The sequence below is a fragment of the Pseudobdellovibrio sp. HCB154 genome, assembly GCF_046267985.1.
Taxonomy (GTDB): Bacteria; Bdellovibrionota; Bdellovibrionia; order Bdellovibrionales; family Bdellovibrionaceae; genus Pseudobdellovibrio.
Genome location: NZ_CP176530.1, coordinates 98971 through 118462, shown reverse-complemented (window position 1 = coordinate 118462; position 19492 = coordinate 98971). Strand labels below are relative to the sequence as shown.

Genomic DNA, 19492 nt, shown 5'->3' with positions numbered 1-19492 from the left:
AAAGCCGGAGTGAATAACTTCGGCTTTTTTTATTTGTTGAGCTACTTAAGCAGCTCTAAGAATTCTTCCCAAGAAATGATTTTTACGCCGACCGATTGGGCTTTGTCGGCTTTTGAGCCTGGGTCTTCGCCGACGATGAGATAACTTAGTTTTGCCGAAACTCCAGATAAAAGTTTGCCGCCGTTTTCTTCGATTTTTTCATGAGCCACATCCCGTTTAACCGGAAGGGTTCCGGTCACTAAGAAACTCATACCTGTTAGTTTACCTTCTAAGTTTCGTTTCGGTGCTTCAAAAGTCATATACTTAGCCAAAGTTTTTACTTCAGACTGCATACGTTTATCGTGAAGCCATTTTAGAATAGTGGCTGAAACTTTTTCGCCGATTTCAGGAACTTTTTCTAACTCTTCAGCTTCGGTTTTCATAAAGTTTTCGATCGTTCCGTAGTGGTCAGCTAAAAGTTTTGCTGTTTGTTCACCGACAAAACGAATGCCTAAAGCATAAATGAAACGCGCTAATGTTGTTTGGCGCGATTTTTCAATACTGTTTAAAATATTTTGAATCGATTTTTCGCCTTGGCGCTCTAGTTTTTGAATGTCTTTATCAGTCAGTTTGTAAAGGTCAGAAAAATTTTGTACTAATTCTAATTCAACAAAAGCTTCGATTAATTTATCGCCGACTTTTTCCATGTTCATCGCACGACGTGAAACAAAGTGAATTAATGAACCGATAAGAATCGACTTACAGAATGGATTTTGACAGCGCAGAACCGCTTCTTCTGGCTCTTTACTCGCTTTTGTTCCACAAGTGGGACAATTTGTTGGAATTAAAAAGGCTTCTGAATTTTTTGGACGTTTATCTAAAATAACTTGAACTACCTCTGGAATGACATCACCAGCACGTTGAACAATAACTGTGTCACCAATGCGCACATCTTTACGATCAATTTCATCTTGGTTATGTAATGTTGCATTGGTGATTGTAACACCGCCCACTTTTACGGGTTTCATTACAGCGACCGGAGTTAAGGCACCTGTGCGGCCCACTTGCACCACGATATTTTCAATCACCGTTTGCGCTTGTTCAGGTTGAAATTTAACTGCCGTGGCCCAGCGAGGTGATCTTGCTACCATGCCCAAATCGTCTTGTAGTGACAATGAATTCACTTTGATCACAATACCATCAATATCAAAAGGTAACTGTGCACGATGCTGATTGATACGGTGATAATATTCTATTAATTCTTCTTCGCTGGAAGTGCATTCAGTGAATTTACGATCGATAATCGGAAATTTTAATGCAGCTAATTTTTCTTCAATGTCTTTTTGTGAGTCAAAAATAATACCTTCATACGCCCCAAGCGCATAAGCAAAAAACTTTAGGGGGCGAGACGCTGCAATCTTCGGATCTAACTGGCGAATTGTTCCCGCAGCTGCATTACGAGGATTAGCAAAAACCATTTGTCCTGCTTCTTCGTAAGCCTGATTCATTTCAACAAAATCTTTTTTATCGATTAAAACTTCGCCGCGCACTTCTAAGAGTTTTTTATGAGAAATTTTAAGCGGAATCGACTTAATCGTTTTTACGTTATGAGTAACATCTTCACCCGTAACACCATCACCACGAGTCAAAGCGCGAACCAATTGGCCGTCTTCGTAGACAAGCTCCATAGATAGACCGTCAAGTTTAAGTTCGGCAAAGTATTCAACGTCTTTGTCGTTTCTTAAGAATTTTTTAATACGGGCGTTAAATTCTTTAATGTCTTCTTCGTTATAGCTATTCGCTAAAGAAATCATCGGTAAGCGGTGATCCATTTTCTTAAATGCGGCAATAGCATCGCCACCTACACGCTGCGAAGGAGAATCTGTTAAATCCAGCCCAGAGTATTCTTCTTCAAGCTTTAGCAGTTCGCTAAACAATTGATCAAAATCGTAATCAGAGATCTCGGGCTTATCATGGGTATGATAACGCTCGTTGTGATAATTGACCTTCTCTTTAAGGTCTGAATGCTTACGCTTGATCTGCGCACTGGCCGCAGTTTTACTGGTCTTAGACATAAGTGAAAATCTAGCATTTTTCTCGTTACAACTGGAGCTAAATTTGGATATATTGTTCAGCGTAAAAGGATCCTTATGTCTGACAGTAAATTCAATAAAGAAACTATCCAAAAAATTGCTAATTTAGCACGCCTTCATTTGACTCCAGAGCTGGCGGCCGAGTACAGCGAACAGCTTTCTAAAATTGTTCATCACTTTGACGAAATTTCTTCGGTGAATACTGAAGGTGTTGAACCGCTAATTACACCTTCTGATATCGAATACACTTTACGTGAAGATGTGGTTAAACAAAATTTTCACGCCGAAGACATGGTGGCCAACGCTCCTGAAAAACAGGGTAACCTTTTTAAAGTTCCACCGGTGGTTTAACAATGAGTTTAGATTTATTAACAGCCTCAATGTCAGAAACAGCTAAAGCGATTGCTGCAAAAAAAGTTTCAGCTGCTGAAGTGACAAAATACTTTTACGCCCGCACTGAGAAATTAAACCCACAGTTAAATGCGTTTATTAAATTAAATCCAGACTGTTTAAAACAAGCTGAAAACATTGACCAAAAAATCGCTAAAGGCGAAAACGTCGGTGTGTTAGCAGGTGTGCCGTTTGGAATTAAAGATCTGCTTTGCACAAAAGGTATTGAAACAACCGCCGCTTCAAAAATGTTAACAGGTTTTGTTCCGCCTTATGATTCAACTGTAGTAGCGCGCTTAAAAAATGCAGGCGCCACAGTTGTCGGAAAATTAAATCTTGATGAATTTGCCATGGGTTCAAGTAATGAAAGTTCATATCATGGCGTTGTAAAAAACCCATGGAATCCTGAATACGTTCCCGGCGGAAGCTCTGGTGGATCTGCCGCAGCTCAAGCGGCCCGTTTAGTCATGGGCACAATCGGAACAGATACTGGTGGATCAATTCGTCAACCTTCAAGCTTTTGTGGAGTCGTTGGAATTAAACCAACTTACGGCCGCGTAAGCCGTTACGGTATTGTGGCGTTTGCTTCTTCACTGGATCAAGCAGGCCCGATGGTTTCAACTGTTGAAGATGCAGCGCTTACTTTAGAAGTCATCGCCGGCAAAGACGAAATGGATGGCACAACTTCAACTCGTCCAGTTGAAGCATTTTCAAAAAATTTAAATGCTGACATGAAAGGTAAAAAAATCGGAATCGTGAAAGAATATCACAATTCTGAATTAGTTCATCCTGACATCAGAAAAACTTACGAACAAGCTATTGAGACCTTAAAAGGTTTAGGCGCTGAGTTTGTTGAAGTTTCTATTCCATTAACTAAATATGCCGTATCAATGTATTACTTAATTTCTGCCTCTGAAGCGTCGTCAAATTTAGCGCGTTATGATGGGGTAAAATACGGCTACCGTTCTGATTTTAAAGATTTAGCGGGTCTTCCGCTTGATGAGTTCTACGCCCAAACGCGTGCCGAAGGATTCGGTAAAGAAGTTAAGCGCCGAATTATTTTAGGAACTTTCTGTTTGTCATCAGGTTACTTCGATGCGTTTTATGGCAAAGCTTGTCAGGTGCGCCGCTTACTTAGAAATCAATACGATGAAGCGTTTGCAAAATGCGATGCAATTATTTCTCCTGTATCAACAACGCCGTCGTTCAAAATCGGCACACGCGTGTATGATCCGTTAAAGATGTACTTAAATGATATCTTTACAACGTCGACTAACTTAGCTGGCCTACCTGGAATGAGTGTTCCTTTCGGATTAACATCTGAAGATTCATTACCAATCGGTATTCAGTTAACAGGTCACCATTTCCAAGAGCAAAAGATTCTAGATGTAGCTTACGCTTTAGAAAAGCATTCTCCGGTGAAAGGAAAGGTTCCTCATGTCTACTAATCCTTCTTTCCGCGGATTTGAAGCCGTTATCGGTATTGAAGTGCATGTGCAGTTAAAAACTGATTCAAAAATCTTTTCTGCTGATGCGACAACTTTTGATTCAGCTGATAACGAAAACACATCACCAGTTTCTGTCGGCATGCCGGGAACATTACCTGTTTTAAATAAGAAAGCGATCGAGTACGCGATTAAAACCGGTTTAGCCCTGGGCTGTCATATTCGTAAAAAATCAGTGTTCTCACGTAAAAATTATTTCTACCCCGATTTACCTAAAGGTTATCAAATTTCGCAATACGATGAACCGATCTGCGAAAAAGGATCGATTCAATTTGAAGTTGAGGGAAAATCTAAAACTGTGGGCATTACGCGTGCGCATTTAGAAGAAGATGCGGGTAAATCAACTCACTTTGGCCAATACACTCTCATTAACTATAACCGTGCCGGTATTCCATTACTTGAAATCGTCTCTGAGCCAGAAATGCATTCACCAGCTGAAGCTGCTGAATACTGCAGATCCATCAGATCTATCGTTCGCTACCTTGAAGTGTGTGACGGAAACTTAGAAGAAGGATCACTACGTTGTGACTGTAACGTTTCGGTTCGTAAAGTGGGCGACACAAAATTCGGAACTAAAGTTGAATTAAAAAACATCAACTCATTCCGCTTCGTGGAAAAAGCTGTTGAATACGAAATTCACCGTCAAATTGATGCCATTGAAAACAAAGAAAAGATCGTTCAAGAAACAAGATTGTACGATCCAGATAAAAACCGCACCTTTACTATGCGTACAAAAGAAGATGCGCAAGATTACCGTTATTTTCCAGATCCAGATTTATTGCCAATCATCGTATCAGATGCGCAATTATCGCAGATCAAAAAAGAATTACCGGAACTTCCGTTAATTCGCGCGGCTCGTTTTGTAAAAGATATGCAGCTATCAACACACGATGCACACTTATTAACTGAAGAGCGTGATTTAGCTGATTATTTCGAAGCGTCAGGTAAAGCTTGCAACAACTATAAAGCGGCGGCGAACTGGATTATTACCGAACTCTTACGTGAATTAAACGATGCTAAACTTTCTGTAAGCCAATCAAAAGTAAGCGCAAAAAATTTAGCTGATCTTATTGCCGAAGTTGATAAAGGCACGATCTCTGGAAAAATTGCTAAAACAGTTTTTAAAGAGATGTGGGATTCTGGCTCAACTCCAGCTGACATCATTAAAGCTAAAGGTTTAGTGCAAGTTTCTGATCCAGGCGAGATTGAAAAAATCGTAGCTGATGTTTTAGCGGCAAATCCTGATCAAGTGGCTGAATTTAAAGCCGGTAAAGACAAAGTCGTAGGATTTTTTGTCGGCGCCATCATGAAAGCTTCAAAAGGTAAAGCAAACCCTGGCTTAGTGAATGAAATTTTAATGAAGAAGTTAAAGGAATAAAAAATGAAATTAGCCAGCCTTGATTTAGGTTCAAATACTTTTTTGTGTCTTGTTTCTGAAATACAGAATCAAAAAGTTACAAAAATTTATTCCGACGAAGTCGAGATGGTAAGACTTGGCCAAGGTTTATCGGCCAGTAAAAAATTTCATCCTGAGGCTCTGGTTAGAGCAAAAAACACTCTAACAAACTTCAGAAAAACTTTAGACCGCGAAAAACCAGAGGCTATTTTAGCGATGGCCACTTCAGCAGCCCGCGATGCTGAAAACAAAGAAGAGCTTTTTAAAATCTGCCAAGATTTAAATATTCCGTTAGAAATTATCCCAGGCGAAAAAGAAGCTGAAATCACTTACCGTGGCGGTGTTTCTGGTTTAACAAGCACAGGTTCACGTTTAGTTGTTGATATCGGCGGGGGCTCGACTGAATTTATTTTCGGTGAAGATCAAAAAATCTTAGCCGGAAAAAGTTTAGATATCGGTTGTGTACGTTTAACAGAAAAATTTATTTCGCTTCAACCAACTCCCCAAACTGAAATCGATAAGTTACAAAATTTTATTCGCGAACAGTTACAACAAATCATCAAACTAGCTCCGCAAATGCCCAAAGAAATTTTAGCTGTTGCCGGAACACCGACAACGATTGCCCAAGTAGAACTGGGTGGTTTTGATCCAGCTAAAATTGATGGTTATAAATTAACTGAACAAGGTTTGCAAAAATGGCTAACTCAACTTACGGGCATGTCGGTTGCAGAAAAAATCGCGATCGGTTATCCCGAAGGTCGTGCTGATGTGATCATTGTTGGCGTTATCACTTTACTTGAAACGTTAAAAGCTTTTAACCTTAAAGAGTTAACAGTTTCAACTCGAGGAGTTCGTTATGGTGTCGCACTTGAATTGGCGAAACGTTTTAATACTTAGTTTATTTTTCACATTCCAAGTATTTGCAGGGCCACAAGCCACAACTTCCAAAGTTAAATTTGACAAACAACAAATCCAAATCGGTTCAAAAAAAATTACCGTTGAAATCGCCAAAACGCGTGAACAGCACGAACATGGTTTAATGTTTCGCGAAAAATTAGCCGCCGACAGCGGTATGTTATTTATTTTCGATGAAGAAATGCCTTTAAGCTTCTGGATGAAAAACACTTATATTGATCTAACAATTGCTTACATCGGCAAAGACAAGAAAGTGATCGACATCATCGACATGAAAGGAACTTCGGCGATGCAAACCGATTTTCCGTCATACCCTAGTTCAAAGTCGGCGATGTACGCGCTTGAGATGAATAAAGGTTGGTATACAAAAAACCGCATTAAAATCGGGGACTTGTTGGTTCTACCCAAAGCTCAGTAAACATTCCCTACCTTCGTCCAGTCTAAGATAACTTTCGTCTCGTCTAGCTTTCAAAGTGATCATTACATCTGCTTTGCTGCAACACATTCCGTGTGCTGTAATATTAATGTAGAAAGTAAAGACTTCGAGTCGCAATTATTTTCAAGGATGAGGATAAAAATATGAAAAAACTGTTACTAGTTTTAGCAGCACTTGGCCTTATGGCTCAATTTTCTGCGTGTACTGCGAACAAAGCACAAGATGATGCTGAATTCGTAGAAAATGCTGACGTAGATAAAATTGAAGCTGAAGAGCCTGCATTAGATGATGGTAGCTCACAGGCTGCAAACACAGCTCCGGAGCAAAGTTTATCAACTGATAGTTCATTAGAAGCAGCTCTTGGTGAAGCACCAGCTGATACTACAGCTTCAAATGACAACTTAAGTTTAGACTCGGCACCACAAGATCCTCCTCCAACAGATATCGCGGCAGCTCCAACTTTAGATGAAAGCTCATTAGAAGCCCCGCCATCTGATGTACCGGCTGAACCACCTGCAGATTCTTTAGCTGCTAGTGATTTACCTCCACAGGATTTAAGCTTAGATGATCCAAATGCATTAGCACCTGCTGGTGATGATGGTTTATCTGCTGCTATGAACGAGACACCAACAGAATCTCCGCAAGATCCTCCTGCAACGGCGATGACTCCTCCTCCAACACAAGAAGCTCCGGCTGAAACAACTCCAATTGCTGACGTAAAACCAACAACTGGATCTGCTGGAACAACTTCATTGAAAAAAGTTGCTGATGCAGTTCCTTATGCTTTCGGTGATGGTTTCGTAAATACAATTTACATTGCCCGCCCGAAAGAAAAATTAAAAGACATCAGCATGACGATCTACGGATCTGATAAAACAAAAGAGCTTAAAAAAATTAACTCATTCTTAAAAGCTCGTGCCCCTCGCGCTGGTGATAAAATCGCTTACGTTTCTCCAAATCGTCCGACAGATTCTTCTAAAACAATCTCGTATTACGAAGATACTGGTATGATTCCTGAAACTTACGTAGCTCAAAAAGGTGATAACTTAAGAAAAGTTTCTAAAAAACTTTTAGGTTATGACAATGCTTGGAAAGAAGTTTGGTCAACAAACGCAATAGAGTCGAAAACGAAATTAGCTGAAGGTGAAACTTTCAAATACTGGAAATCACCGGCTTCTATCACTCCTCCGACAACAACAGCAGCTGCTGAAGTTCCAAAAACTCCAGAAGCAGCCGTTAACAATATCGTGGCAAACAACCCGGCACCTCCGCCTCCAGCTGAGATGACGCCGCCACCACAACCGGCAATGAACGATCTTCCGCCTCCTCCTCCGCAAGCTGATCTTCCACCGCCTCCAGCAGATCCAATGGCCGCTAACACGGCTCCTGCTGATCCGGCGCTAGATGCAGCAATGCCGCCGCCGCCTCCTCCAGATGATTCGCAATTTGCTCAAACTCCTCCACCTCCGCCGCCAGAAGAGCAAGTTACAAAAGCTCCAGCTGCTGCGGATGAAGGCGAAGAAGTGGCTGCTGAGGGTGGCGACGATATGATGACAATGCTAGGAATCGGGGTTTTATTATTCGGTGCTTTAGCGTTTGTTCTTGTTAAACGTAAAAAAGCTCAAGCGAACAGATCTCACGGTAACGATGCTCAAATGGGTGAAGGATTAGGAACTTAATCCGAAAAAGAAAAAGGCTGGTTTAATACCAGCCTTTTTTTATTTTTAAAATTCCAATTCAACTTTTCTTACGCAGCTTTTTTCAGGATACCGTCTAAGATACCACGATGGCCCATACGTTTTGTTTCCACGAAATAAATTAAATCATCAACGATTTGTACGTCGCGATTATTTTGTGGCAAGAATTTAACTCCGGCTCCTAAAGAATTTTTCCACACGATTTGTGCAGTAATCTTTCTTTCACGCTGAGCTACAACGAAAGTTAAATTAATTTTTTCTTCAACACGTAAATCATGGTTAGCTAATTCTAAAAAAGCTCCAGATAAACTAATGTTTCTAAGCACAGCTACTGAATCTTGTCTTGCATAGCTTCTTCTAAAACTAACATCTAAATGTAGCGGCGTTCTAGGTGCCGGGGTCATTGTATCCACTGTGATACTCCTTGTTTAGATACGTGGTTCGTTCCTCAAAGCTGAAGTCCGGGTGGTCCGCATACCTGTTCTATTATATCGGGATAAGTGCTTGAAAGATTTAGAGTTTTTCTCTTTTTGAGACGATAAAAGTGTTCCATGTTTCAAATTGATTGACTTTAATTAGGCCCACAGCGATATTTTAAAAATATTCTCTTATATTTTCTACTAAATCCTATTTAAAAATAAATCACATTCCAGGAGCTCCAATTGGCTAAAAAAGAAGTTGTCATAGAACCGACCAAGAAAAAGTTTAGAAAAACGAATACAGAAGCAGCCACTGAAACTGCAACACCAGAAGAAACTTCAGCTCCAGCCGCTAGCGAAACACCGGCACCAGCCGTAGAAGCTCAAGCCTCTCAAGCACCAGCAGCAACAACTCCTCCTCAAGAAAATCAAACAGCTTCTGCTCCTAGCGAAAATCCAGGTTCACAACAACAGCAGCAACAACAAGGTCAACAACAGCACCGCCGCGAATTTAGAAAATTCGACAACAATCAAAATAGAAATCAAGATAGAAACCAAGGTGGCGGAAGACACCAACAACAAGGTGGCGGCCGTTACAACCAAAATCAACGCCGCGACTACCGTGACCGCGATGATCAACAAGGCCACAATCAACCTCCACAACAACAAGGTCCGGTAGAAGAAATCGACTTAGCAGATATCAATTTAACTGACGAAGAAAAAAGCTGGTTAAACTCTAAAGATCTTAAATCTAAAAACATCCAAGTATTAACTGATCTAGCAACAAAATTAAAAATTGAAAATGCAGCAGGTATGCGCCGCCAAGACATGGTGTTCGAAATTTTAAAACGTGCGGCTAAACTTGGCGATATCTTCGGCTCAGGCGTATTAGAAATCTTACCAGACGGTTACGGTTTCTTACGTTCTCCGGATTATAACTACTTGCCAGGACCAGATGATATTTACGTTTCACCTTCGCAAATGCGTAAGTTCGGTTTAAGAACAGGTGACTTCGTAACAGGAACAGTTCGTGTTCCTAAAGAAGGTGAAAGATATTTCGCCTTAATCAAAGTTGATTCATTAAACTACGAAGCTCCAGAAGCTTCTAAAGATAAAATTTTATTCGACAACTTAACGCCGTTATATCCTAACAAACAGCTTAAGTTAGAAAATAAACCAATGGAGATGACAACTCGTATCGTTGATATGATGTCGCCACTTGGTAAAGGTCAACGTGCCCTAATCGTTGCCCCACCTAAAACAGGTAAAACAGTTTTATTACAAAATATCGCCAACGCGATCACAACAAATCACCCTGAAGTGAAACTTATCGTTTTATTAATCGATGAGCGTCCGGAAGAGGTGACTGATATGCAACGTACGGTAAAAGGCGAAGTTGTTTCATCAACTTTCGATGAACCACCAACTCGTCACGTACAGATCGCTGAAATGGTTTTAGAAAAAGCAAAACGTTTAGTTGAACACAAACACGACGTAGTTATCTTATTAGATTCTATCACGCGTTTAGCTCGTGCTTACAATACGGTGGTTCCACCATCTGGAAAAATCTTATCGGGCGGTGTGGATTCAAATGCATTACACAAACCAAAACGTTTCTTCGGTGCTGCTCGTAATATCGAAGAGGGTGGATCATTAACAATCATCGCTACAGCGTTAATCGATACTGGCTCACGTATGGATGAGGTTATCTTCGAGGAATTCAAAGGTACTGGTAATTCAGAGATCCAATTAGATCGCAAGTTAATGGAAAAACGTATTTTCCCTTGTATGGACATCAATAAATCAGGAACTCGTAAAGAAGACTTATTAATTGAAAAAGGTGATTTATCTCGTCTTTGGATCTTACGTAAAGTTTTAGCTCCGATGAACGTGGTTGATGCGATGGAATTCTTAATGGATAAAATCGAAAAAACAAAAACTAACGCTGATTTCTTAAAGAGCATGAATGGATAAAAATAATCAATCTGGCGACAATCGCCCGCTGATCAAAAAATTAGTATTGCCACTGACACTATTTATCGGTGGCTTACTGATCTTCGTAATTCTTTATAAGTTTTTATTAGGAAACAAAATCCAATTACCTGGAACAGATTCAGCTATTGGACAAGATGCTTTCCAAGCGCCGGCAGAAATTTCAACGTCGCTTCAGATCGAGTGCCAAGCTTCAGTTGATAAAATCGATAAGCTTGATTCGTGCGAAGAAAAAGAAACAGAGTTTTTATCTAAAGTTAGTAACTGCTCAGGTTACAGTTTTGCGCTTGAAGCTCCCAAATCTTTAGACAGCGACGGGCAGTACAGCGATATCGTTTTTAACGTAGCGGCCTGTTACAAAAAATTAGGCGCCGATAAAGTTGCCAAAGCTATTTCTTTATTAAAAAAAGCAGAATCAGATTTTCCAGCTTGGGAAGTCAACATGGGCCCAATTACCTGTGATTCTAAATCAACATTAAGTGCGTATCTTGATGCTTACTCTGCAGATGCTACGTTTACTTGTACTAAATCCGCTGATTTAGAAAAAGTTGTTCAACAATTACAAAGTAAAGATTTAGGTTTCTTAAAACAGATGCTTTGGAGCAACCACATTCCTGAATTAGGGTTACGTGATTCAGATGTTTCTTGCCCTGAAAATTTAAAAGAAATCACAAACAGCTTAGTAAAAGCGTTGAACCAATCTTCAAAAGTAAGTTTAAGCAATGAACAAAAGACAGATTCAATGACAACATTCATTGAAATCAATAAAGGTTCTGATTTAGTGGCTTTATTAAAAGTCGCATCGAACCCAGATGGTTGTTTATATCTGGATTCTTTGCTTGTTACTAATTTTGACGGCGTAGAGTAAGTCATGCGCTTTTAGGCGCTGACTTACTTATAGATTGTTATTTACATCTTTAGTATTAATGAAGTCGTCACAATCCTCGCGAAAAAGTTTACAGCCCGGTGAACATTCTTCACCGCTATCAACAGCGTAGAAGGTTCCTTTTCCACCACGAGCGCATTTTTGATAGTCTTCACGGCTTTCACAAGCTTCGTGGGCTTCTAGGCGCTTTAAACAGCACTCTTTCTGCATTTTTTTAAACTTGCCAAAGACCTTTTCCATCGCACTGTCATCGTGAATTTGACAGCGAATAGATTCGTAATCTGCGGCCATTACTGTAGATCCCATAAGAAAAAACCCAACTAACATTAGAAATTTCATATAGTCCTTTTCCCTTCGCAGACCTATACCTAAGTCTACTAGACCTTCTTTTCGGTCTATCACCGCTTAATTCAAAGGTTTTATCAAAATTTTTGTTAAGTTTTTATATAGTTCAATAAAATCAATATGTTATGATTATATTATCACTCTATATGATCATGCTGCGGACCTGACCGTAACGACAAACCCCTTGGTTCCAGCAGGCCAAAACCAGTGTAAATAGGCAAAATAACGCGGATTTCCGCTTGAGCCTGGGCCAATTTTTATGCTATCACCTAGGTTCTCGAATTTACTATTAAAGCAGAGGATAATATGAAAGAAGGATTACATCCAAAAGTTAAAACTGTTGTGTTCAAAGACATCTCTTGTGACTTTCAATTTTTAGGAACAACAACTTTAGATTCAAAAGAAACTGTTAAATGGACTGACGGCAAAGAATACCCACTTATCAAAGTTGAGATCTCTTCTGCATCTCACCCGTTCTACACTGGTAAACAACGTATTCTTGATACTGAAGGCCGTATCGATCGTTTCAAAAAGAAATTCGGAACGAAATCAGCTACAGGCAAATAGATTTTCGAAAGTTTATTTATTTAGAAAAGCGGCTTAACACAGCCGCTTTTTGTTTTTCAGCAATTCGATCGAAACGAACTCAATCAGTCATCACGCGGAGCTTGAACCATGTTTGCAAAATTAGACTCAGTAGAATCAAGATATGAAGAAGTGAATATGTCGCTTCAGCGTCCTGATATTGCGTCTGACCAGACAAAATATCGCGCGCTTATGAAAGAGTTCGCAGAACTTGAAAAAATCGTTATCTTATTTCGCGACTATAAAAAGAAAACCGCAAATCTAAAAGACAGCAAAGAATTATTAACTGCTGAGCAAGATCCTGAGATGCGCGAAATGATCCGCGAAGAAGTGAAAGAGCTTGAAGAAGCTATTCCACAACTTGAAGAGGCTTTAAAAATTGCTCTTCTTCCAAAAGATCCAAATGACGACAAAAATATTTTACTTGAGATTCGCGCCGGTGCCGGGGGCGATGAAGCGTCGTTATTTGCCGATGAATTATTCCGCGGTTACGCGCACTACGCAGGAACTATGGGCTGGAAAGCTGAAATGGTTTCTTATTCTGCGGGTAACGTTGGCGGAGCCAAAGAGGTTATCGTTTCAATCTCTGGCGAATCAGTTTTTTCAAAAATGAAGCACGAGTCTGGCGTTCACCGTGTACAGCGTGTACCTAAAACTGAAGCCGCTGGTCGTATTCATACTTCAACGGTAACAGTTGCGGTTATTCCTGAAGTTGAAGTTAAAGATATTAAAATTAACCAAAGTGATCTTCATATTGAAACAATGCGTTCGCAAGGAGCCGGCGGACAATCAGTAAATAGAACTGAATCGGCTGTTCGTATTGTTCATATCCCAACTGGAATCGAAGTTAAATGCCAAGAGGGTAAGTCTCAGCTGAGCAATAGAGAGCGCGCACTTCAAATTTTAGCTGCGAAGTTACAACAAATCGAAGACGATAAACGCTTGAAAGAAGCGTCTGACGCCCGTTTAGATCAAATCGGAACCGGTGATCGTTCAGAACGTATTCGCACTTACAATTTCCCGCAAACTCGTATCACCGATCACCGCATTGGATTAACAATCCATCAGTTAGATCAGGTTATGGGTGGTAAGTTTGAATTATTAATTGATCCGTTAAATGCGTACTTCCAAGCGGAAGCCCTAAAAAAGCAAGCGTCTAACGCTTACTAGGATCGCCTTATGAAACTGAATGATGTACTTCAAAAAACAATTCAGTTTTTCAAAGATAAAAAATTTGAAACACCCCGTTTAGATGCAGAACTTTTAATTGCGCATGCTTTAAAAATGCCACGCATTCAGCTTTACGTAAAATTTGATTCTCCATTAACTGAAGCTGAAGTAAATCTTTGCCGCGAATACGTAAAACGCAGAACCGCTGGCGAACCAGTAGCCTATATTATCGAAGAAAAAGGTTTCTACGGTCATATTTTCAAAGTGACGCCTGGAGTTTTAATTCCCCGTCCAGAAACAGAAATGATCGTCGACGAAGTTTTAGCTGATTTTAAAAAACACCCCCGTGACCAAATTCGCATTTTAGATTTAGGCGCAGGCACAGGTTGCATCGGTTTATCCATTTTAAAACATATTCCCTTGGGAAAACTGATTACTGTTGAGAAATCACCAGAAGCTTTTGCAACTTTAAAACACAATATCGAAGCTTTAGAACTTTCTGAGCGCACCGAGGCGATTAACGCCGATGTTGCCGATTTAAATACCGAAGAACTTGGAAAATTTGATTATATCATTTCTAACCCACCTTATATCGATGTGAATGACACGCAGGTTGAGGTGAATGTTCGTAAGTATGAGCCAAGCCTGGCCTTATTTTCAGAGGATCAAGGCCAGCACGCTCTTAAAACATGGTCAGCCAAATTTGCCAAAAGCCTGAATGAACAAGGCTTAATGCTTTTTGAAATGGGTTACACGCAAGGGCCGGCGATGCAAAAGCACTTTTCTGGTCTTCCCGGTCTAAAAGATGTCGCTGTTTTAAAAGACTTGTCAGGACTTGATCGAATCATCAAAGCGAGAGCATAATATCCTTTTTCACTCGAGATGGGATATTTCTATGGACAAAATGCTTGTTACAAGTGGCGCTTCTTTAAACGGTTCAGTGGAAGTCAGCGGAGCAAAAAATGCAGCTCTTCCAATTTTATTTTCTACTTTATTAGCTGAAGGCGAACACACATTTGATAATGTTCCGATGTTAAAAGATATCGAATCAACAGCTGAACTTTTACAAAGTTTAGGTTGTGAATCTAAACGTGATGGCCACACATTCCGCGTTCACGTAACGAAATTAAAAACTTTTGAAGCCCACTACGACTTAGTTAGAAAAATGCGCGCCAGTATTCTTTGCTTAGGCCCGATCTTAGCAAAATACGGCGAAGCAGTTGTATCTTTACCTGGTGGTTGTGCGATTGGTACTCGTCCAATTGATCTTCACTTAGATGCGATGAAAGCTTTAGGTGCAGAAATCGAACTTAAAGACGGTTACGTTTTAGCAAAATGTAAAAAATTAAAAGGGGCCACTGTATTGTTTGAAAAAACAACTGTCGGCGGAACAGAAAATTTAATGATGGCTGCCACTCTAGCAGAAGGCACAACAATCATTGAAAATGCAGCTAAAGAACCTGAGATCGTTGATCTTGCAATTTACCTAAATAAAATGGGCGCAAAAATCACAGGTCACGGAACAAGTGTGATGAGAATCGAAGGGGTTGAAAAATTAACTCCTGCTCGTCACAGCATTATGCCAGATCGTATCGAAGCCGGCACTTTAATGATCGCAGGCGCTATCACTAAAGGCGATGTGTTGGTTCAAAAATGTAATCCACAAGATTTAGAAGCCTTAATCAACAAAATGCGTGAATCAGGTTTCAAAATCGAAACAACAAAAGATTCTGTTCGCGTATTACCACAAGATAAATGGGAAGCCGTAGATATCACAACAGCGCCACACCCATTATTTGCCACTGATCTACAAGCGCAGTTCATGGCTTTAATGACAGTCGCTCACGGAACAAGTGTGATCACTGAAACAGTTTTCGAAAATCGTTTCATGCACGTAAATGAATTAATGCGTTTAGGCGCCGACATCACTCCGAAAACTCAAGTAGCTGTTGTGCGCGGTAAGCCAGGTGGATTATCTGGCGCCCCAGTCATGGCAACAGATTTACGTGCATCAGCAAGTTTAGTGTTAGCCGGTTTAGTAGCTAAAGGTGAAACTTTAGTCGGCCGTATCTATCACTTAGATCGCGGTTACGAAAACCTAGAAGGAAAACTTTCTTCATTAGGCGCAAAAATCAAACGCGTTCAATAAGAGAACTCAAAAATTTAAAAACCAAAAAGGGAATTGCCAAAAGCAGTTCCCTTTTTTTATTTCGTAAATTTAAATTTAGGGATTTTTTTGGAGGGGAAAAAAATTAAGGCTTGTTCGAGGAGGGGCCACAAACAAGCCTTTTAAAAATCGGTCGCTGTTTCCAACGATGATTTTGAACTTAAGAATCTATATTTACCAAACAAAGCTCTGAGGCCTATCCTGGGAGGGGATCCTGAATACTGCTATTCAGAGATCTTCGCTTGGTAATCAAAAACCGTAGTCGAATCTGAAAATGAAGTTGTGTTTACTGCTTGCTCGTCGCTGATGGCCTTAGCTTTCGCTGAGATCACCAAAACTGCGATGATGTATGCAACTGCAACCCATTTCATGTGAAGTAGTTAAAGCAACTGATGTGCCAACTTGAGACAGTCCTAGGGCTGTTTAATTTCTTTTGAAATCCCCAATGAAATCAAGCGGTTCCAACTTGGAACTGCTGCCTGGTTCCAATGATGGACTTTGGTCATAAGTTGGGTCCGATTTTTTACGATTTGCATGTCAGAATTTCGAATCCATTTCATAATAGATAGGTGGGAAAAAGAGTAAATTTTAACGATCAGTGGAGAGTCAAAATGGAAAATGGCCAAATCAAGGGGCCCTTTCCAAGTGAATCTATCAGTAAAATGATCGTTGAAGGTATCTTAACCGGCCAAGAAGAAGTGGCTCAACACCCAAGCGCGGAGTGGCGCCCACTCGCCAAAGTTCATGAATTTTATGAAGCGCTTTTAGAGTCTTTAGAAAATCCAACTGAACGCGATGAAAAAAAAGCAGCCAAGATGGATGCCGAAACGCAGATCCAATCAAAGCCTGTCGAAGACGTTGTTGAAGCCCCGCCTGATGTCGACGAAGTTCCTGAATTCAAAGACGAAATCAAACAGCTCGTCGAAGAAGAAATGAAAAAACCGGTGCCGGTAGTTCCTGATCGCGCTGTGGCTCGTACCCCTGGCGTTTCTTCAATTACTCCGCCTGATAATAACGCCTTATTAGTAGCTCGTGACCAACAGCTTACGATCGAGATGCAGCAGTTAAAAAGTATTCAGGCTAAAGAATCTAAAAAATTCTTTCCATTTATAATTTTAATTGTACTTGTGGCTGCTGGTCTTTACTGGGTTTTAAAACCAGGAGCTAAAACTAACAGTGGCTGGGTTTTAATTGCGCCAACTCGTGGAGCAGAAAAAACTTTAACAGGCGCTGAAATTAAATCTCTTAAAGCAAAAGCTATTCAGCTGATTAAAACTGGATCTCTCGAGAATACACGCGATTCACAAAAGTTTTTAGCCCAAGCCTCTGAAAATTCTCCGAATGATTTAGAAACTTTAGGTTTACTGTGTGTGGTGTACGAACAGCTTTGGCCGTACACGAAACAAAATTCAAACGACTTAAAAGCGATCACTGTCGTGACTCAAATGGCGCGTACGGTGAATCCGATTTCAAGCTATTCAGATGCTTGCCAATCGGTTTACTTATTAGCAAAAGGTCAGCCGCGCGATGCGCGTGGTTTAATTGAAAGAACACTCGATCAACAATCTGGTGAAAGATTTATTTTGTTTCCGTTCTTGTATTTGATGAAGGGCCAAATCCTTGAAGATATGGGAAACCACATCAGTGCCGAAGCGTATTACACCGAAGCGGTGAAATCGTTTCCGGGTTGGGCGTGGGCGCAGTTTGCTTTAGCCCGTTCGTATTATAAACAAGGTAAAATTAACGAAGCTAAAGACGCTTACACGAATATTCTTCGCGATTACCCAGAACATAAAGGTGCTCTTTACGGTATGGGATTAATCGAACTCAAAAGTTCAAGCGCAGAAAAAGCCCTTAACTTTTTTGGTCGTGCTTACGCGATTGAGGGAAAACTTCCAAAAAGTTTTCACATGGATGCGCTTCAAGAATACATCCAACTGTTGATTGCCAGAAAAGACACTTCAAAAGCCCTAGATGTCGGACAATTTGCCTTAACGATCAGTCCAAGTCATAGAGCAATTAAAGAACTTGTCATGTCATTAGGTGGTGAAGATCGCGGAAACAACCAATCCGCCGAATTAGTTTTCTTAGGAGACCAATTCGCCAGATCTGGTGACCACTTAGCTGCGCAAGCGCAATATAAAGCGGCTTTTGAATTTGATAAAACAAATGCAGAACCGGCCCTTAAGGCCGCAAAAAGTTTATGGGCGATTAACCAAACACGCGAAGCCTTAATGTGGGTTGATCGTGCGATCAGAGCTGATCAGAAACTTTCGCAAGCTTACGCCCAAAAAGCTGATTACCTTTCACAGAAATATGCCTTCGGCGAAGCAAGCAAAGCCTTATTAGATGGTCTTAAAGCTGGCGGGCAAAATTTTGATATCGTAAAAACGCAAGCGCTTGTTGAATTTCGTAAAAACAGTATGACGACAGCTATCACTTACGGCGAAAAAGCTGTCAAAATGTACGATGCTGACGTTGAACTTTTAAGTTTAATCGCCAATGCGAATATTAGTTTATTTTTAAATTCTCCTTCGCGCACCAAAGAAGAAGAAAACCGCAAAGCGAAGTACTTAGAAGATGCACAACGATATTCAAGTAAAGCAGTCGATCTAGAGCCGGGTAAACCTGAAGCTCAGATTACCTATTCAAAATATCTTTACGCCAAACAAGGTAATATCGCCGCTGAAAATAATTTTAAAAAGTTAATCGAGACTTTTCCGTACACAATTGATTACCGTTTAGGTTTAGCTGACTTCTATGAGCTTCAAGAAAAATACCGTTCAGCTTCTGAAATCTATGCGCAAATCGTTCAAGCTGATCCTAAAAACAAAAAAGCCTTAATGGGTTTAGCTAGATCTAACCAGTACATGAATGAAATTAAAACGGCGCAAAAATATTTTATGGATGCCGCCGTTCTTGATCCGTCAGATGTTGAACCGTTATTTTCGACAGCTCAACTTGAATTAGAAAACCCAGGCAGCAAAGATGCCAATGCGGTTATCCAAAGTGCTTATAAAAAATTTGAAATGGTTCGAAGAATTAACCCAAGTTATCCGCGTATTTCGTATTTCTTAGCGCGCTGCCATTTTGAATTGGGCGAATTTGATAAAGCTCTTGAAATGATTAAAGAAGAAAAATCAAAAAACCCTGGTATCGCTGACCCTTATTTGCTGGCGGCTACGGTTTACAACGCCAAAGAACAATTCAAAGAGTGTGCAGCTGAATATTCGCAAGGTATTAAACTTCGCCCGACATCAGCTGATCTTTATGTTAAGGCAGCGGCTTGTTACCGAAAAAGTGACGCTATGGACATCGCTTTAGACATGCTTGAGATTGCCCGCACTAAAGAAAGCGGTTTTGCACCCCTTTACCGCGAAAAAGGTTTTATTATGGAAGCCCAAGGCGACCGTAAGCAGGCCAAAGAATTATTTCAACTTTACATCGAACTTTCGCCAAATGCGCTGGACAGAAAACAAATTGAAGATAAAATAGCTTCATTAGGGGGAAAATAGGC

Annotated in this window: 17 protein-coding genes; 13 read left to right on the top strand and 4 right to left on the bottom strand. The window is 40.4% G+C overall.

The genetic code is table 11. The features are described from left to right. Positions 1-41: 41 nt before the first annotated feature. A complete protein-coding gene (gene ligA, locus ACKWCF_RS00620; protein WP_409478752.1) occupies positions 42-2054 on the bottom strand; it encodes an NAD-dependent DNA ligase LigA in 2013 nt (670 codons plus the stop codon). Positions 2055-2129: 75 nt separating this feature from the next. Between ligA and gatC the strand changes: the two genes are divergently transcribed. The 6 genes from gatC (at position 2130) to ACKWCF_RS00590 (ending at position 8393) form a co-directional block, all read left to right on the top strand. Beyond that, positions 2130-2423 (top strand): Asp-tRNA(Asn)/Glu-tRNA(Gln) amidotransferase subunit GatC, encoded by a 294-nt coding sequence (gene gatC / locus ACKWCF_RS00615; protein ID WP_409478751.1) that lies wholly within the window; start codon positions 2130-2132, stop codon positions 2421-2423. A 2-nt stretch (positions 2424-2425) separates the two neighbouring features. After that, positions 2426-3910 (top strand): Asp-tRNA(Asn)/Glu-tRNA(Gln) amidotransferase subunit GatA, encoded by a 1485-nt coding sequence (gene gatA, locus ACKWCF_RS00610; RefSeq protein ID WP_409478750.1) that lies wholly within the window; start codon positions 2426-2428, stop codon positions 3908-3910. Then, positions 3900-5345 (top strand): Asp-tRNA(Asn)/Glu-tRNA(Gln) amidotransferase subunit GatB, encoded by a 1446-nt coding sequence (gene gatB, locus ACKWCF_RS00605; RefSeq protein ID WP_409478749.1) that lies wholly within the window; start codon positions 3900-3902, stop codon positions 5343-5345. Before gatA ends, gatB begins: the two co-directional genes overlap by 11 nt. 3 nt (positions 5346-5348) lie before the next feature. After that, entirely contained in the window at positions 5349-6260 is a 912-nt protein-coding gene (locus ACKWCF_RS00600; RefSeq protein ID WP_409478748.1) for a Ppx/GppA family phosphatase, read from the top strand. After that, a complete protein-coding gene (locus ACKWCF_RS00595; protein ID WP_409478747.1) occupies positions 6232-6696 on the top strand; it encodes a DUF192 domain-containing protein in 465 nt (154 codons plus the stop codon). The genes ACKWCF_RS00600 and ACKWCF_RS00595 overlap by 29 nt, the downstream gene beginning before the upstream one ends. A gap of 161 nt (positions 6697-6857) precedes the next feature. Then, entirely contained in the window at positions 6858-8393 is a 1536-nt protein-coding gene (locus tag ACKWCF_RS00590) for a hypothetical protein (RefSeq protein WP_409478746.1), read from the top strand. 68 nt (positions 8394-8461) lie between these two features. Here ACKWCF_RS00590 and ACKWCF_RS00585 read toward each other — a convergent pair whose 3' ends face one another. Continuing rightward, entirely contained in the window at positions 8462-8815 is a 354-nt protein-coding gene (locus tag ACKWCF_RS00585) for a PilZ domain-containing protein (RefSeq protein WP_409480274.1), read from the bottom strand. Positions 8816-9073: 258 nt separating this feature from the next. On the opposite strand from ACKWCF_RS00585, the gene rho reads away from it, so the two are divergent. Then, positions 9074-10804 carry a transcription termination factor Rho gene (gene rho, locus ACKWCF_RS00580; protein WP_409478745.1) on the top strand — a complete coding sequence of 577 codons (1731 nt, stop codon included), beginning with the start codon at positions 9074-9076 and terminating at the stop codon, positions 10802-10804. Further along, positions 10797-11690, top strand: coding sequence for a hypothetical protein (locus ACKWCF_RS00575; protein ID WP_409478744.1), 894 nt, complete (start codon positions 10797-10799; stop codon positions 11688-11690). The genes rho and ACKWCF_RS00575 overlap by 8 nt, the downstream gene beginning before the upstream one ends. A 27-nt stretch (positions 11691-11717) precedes the next feature. Here ACKWCF_RS00575 and ACKWCF_RS00570 read toward each other — a convergent pair whose 3' ends face one another. Further along, on the bottom strand, positions 11718-12047 hold the full coding sequence (locus ACKWCF_RS00570) for a hypothetical protein (RefSeq protein ID WP_409478743.1): 330 nt from the start codon (positions 12045-12047) through the stop codon (positions 11718-11720). A 312-nt stretch (positions 12048-12359) separates the two neighbouring features. On the opposite strand from ACKWCF_RS00570, the gene ACKWCF_RS00565 reads away from it, so the two are divergent. From ACKWCF_RS00565 to murA, 4 genes are all read left to right on the top strand, one after another. Then, a complete protein-coding gene (locus ACKWCF_RS00565; RefSeq protein WP_409478742.1) occupies positions 12360-12620 on the top strand; it encodes a type B 50S ribosomal protein L31 in 261 nt (86 codons plus the stop codon). A gap of 108 nt (positions 12621-12728) precedes the next feature. After that, positions 12729-13808: a peptide chain release factor 1 gene (gene prfA / locus ACKWCF_RS00560; RefSeq protein WP_409478741.1), complete on the top strand. Its 1080-nt coding sequence runs from the start codon at positions 12729-12731 to the stop codon at positions 13806-13808. Positions 13809-13817: 9 nt separating this feature from the next. Beyond that, positions 13818-14672, top strand: coding sequence for a peptide chain release factor N(5)-glutamine methyltransferase (gene prmC, locus ACKWCF_RS00555; protein WP_409478740.1), 855 nt, complete (start codon positions 13818-13820; stop codon positions 14670-14672). A 31-nt stretch (positions 14673-14703) separates the two neighbouring features. Further along, complete coding sequence (gene murA / locus ACKWCF_RS00550; protein ID WP_409478739.1) at positions 14704-15957, top strand: UDP-N-acetylglucosamine 1-carboxyvinyltransferase; 1254 nt, start codon at positions 14704-14706, stop codon at positions 15955-15957. A 242-nt stretch (positions 15958-16199) separates the two neighbouring features. Here murA and ACKWCF_RS00545 read toward each other — a convergent pair whose 3' ends face one another. Beyond that, positions 16200-16346 (bottom strand): hypothetical protein, encoded by a 147-nt coding sequence (locus ACKWCF_RS00545; RefSeq protein WP_409478738.1) that lies wholly within the window; start codon positions 16344-16346, stop codon positions 16200-16202. Between the two features lie 240 nt (positions 16347-16586). On the opposite strand from ACKWCF_RS00545, the gene ACKWCF_RS00540 reads away from it, so the two are divergent. Further along, positions 16587-19490 (top strand): tetratricopeptide repeat protein, encoded by a 2904-nt coding sequence (locus ACKWCF_RS00540; protein ID WP_409478737.1) that lies wholly within the window; start codon positions 16587-16589, stop codon positions 19488-19490. The last annotated feature ends 2 nt before the right edge of the window (positions 19491-19492 follow it).